This window comes from Nonomuraea antimicrobica (genome assembly GCF_039536965.1).
Classification (GTDB): domain Bacteria; phylum Actinomycetota; class Actinomycetes; order Streptosporangiales; family Streptosporangiaceae; genus Nonomuraea; species Nonomuraea antimicrobica.
The window spans coordinates 1-1,530 of the sequence record NZ_BAAAZP010000309.1 but is presented as its reverse complement, the minus strand read 5'-3'; the positions used below and the strand labels follow the sequence as shown (position 1 = coordinate 1,530).

Below are 1,530 nucleotides of genomic sequence, written 5' to 3'. Positions count from 1 at the left end.
CCGGTGCTGTCGAAGGCACTGCTGGACGTTCCCGGCATTGTCGGCCTGACGACGGGCGACTTCCTGGAAGTGACGCCCGACCAATACCCGGCGAAGTTCGATCGGGTGCTCATGAACCCGCCGTTCTCCAAAGGCCAGGACATCCAGCACGTGACGCACGCGCTGCGGTTCCTGAAGCCGGGCGGACAACTGGTCGCAGTCATGAGCACTGGCGTCACCAGCCGCCAGGACAAGACCACCCTCGCCTTCTGCGACCTGGTGTGGAAGCGAGGCGGCCACATCACACCGCTGCCCGACAACGCATTCGCCATCTCCGGCGCGGACGTGCGGACCGTCCTCGCAGTCATCCCCGCTCCCGAGGAGTAGCGGCACGAGCCCGACGCTAAAGGGCTCGCACCGCTGCCCGATCGTATGGCCCCGCCTCGCCCGAGGCAGGGCCATTTCCTTCACTACCTACGGAGGAACCATGTTCGACGACCTGCCGCCCCTGCCGCCCTGCGAGGCGGCGAACCACAGCGCAATGGCGATGGACGCGGTAAAGACGCCCCACGAGCCGCAGGCCATCGACAACGTGAGCACCGTCCAGTCCTGCTCCACGCTGTGGACGTCTCCCCAGGGCTACCAGGTGATCATGACCCCGGCCGGCCCGATCGTCTACCGCTGGATCTACCGACCGGCCGAGGAGATGACCCAGTTCCCGATGCCCACGGAGGGCAAGCGGGCCAAGGCCGCAGCCTCCGAGCAGTCCAGGTCGGAGGCTTCGTGGGCACGCTGATCCGGCATAAGGGCATCGACACCGTCACCGTCGCCGAGATGTTCGCCGGAGCAGGAGGCTCCGGCGATGGCATGCGCCGTGTCCCCGGTACAGAGCTGATCTTCGGCGCGAACCACTTCGAGCCCGCCAAGTGGACGTACATGGAGAACCACCAGGGCGTCGACTTCTGGCTCGGCGATGTGCAGAAGCCGGACGCGATCGAGAAGTTCCCGTACGCCACCTTTTTCTGGGCCAGTCCTGCGTGTCCTCGCTTCTCCACGGCCCGCGGCGACAAGCGGTGGTTCGACAAAGAGAACCAGATGGCCTTGTGGGACCTCGACGACATGACCGAGGACGACAAGGCCGGAGTCAGGTCGCGCGCGCTGATGGAGGAGGTCGTCACCTACCTGCGCTACTGCCAGGAGAAATACGGCCGACCGGTGCTCGGCTTCGGCGTGGAGAACGTGATCCAAGCCCGCCTGTGGGTCCATTGGGACCGCTGGGTCCACGAGCTGCGGAAGCTCGGCTACATCATCCAGGTGCACGCGCTCAACGCCATGCACGCCCAAGGCCGCACCACATCTCTCACGCCGCAGTCACGAGACCGGCTGCTGGTGTCGGGCATTCACGAGAGCGTCGGCCGCACCCCGAACTACTCCAAGTGGTTCGACCCGTACGCCTACTGCCCGAAGCACGAGGGCTGGATCCAAGCGCGGCAGGCGTGGAAGACGCCCGGCCAGGACATGGGCGCCTACGGCAAGCACGGACAATACCTG

At 66.0% G+C, this 1,530-nt stretch carries 3 protein-coding genes; all 3 read left to right on the top strand.

Annotation, left to right across the window (positions count from 1 at the left end; genetic code table 11):
• The coding region (locus ABD844_RS52990) for a methyltransferase (RefSeq protein WP_344897990.1) at positions 1 to 366 on the top strand (366 nt) is incomplete at its 5' end.
• 100 nt (positions 367 to 466) lie between these two features.
• On the top strand, positions 467 to 775 hold the full coding sequence (locus ABD844_RS52985; RefSeq protein WP_344897987.1) for a hypothetical protein: 309 nt from the start codon (positions 467 to 469) through the stop codon (positions 773 to 775).
• Positions 763 to 1,530, top strand: a 768-nt coding sequence (locus tag ABD844_RS52980; protein ID WP_344897984.1) for a DNA cytosine methyltransferase, incomplete at its 3' end; no start/stop codon positions are given. The genes ABD844_RS52985 and ABD844_RS52980, both read left to right, overlap by 13 nt.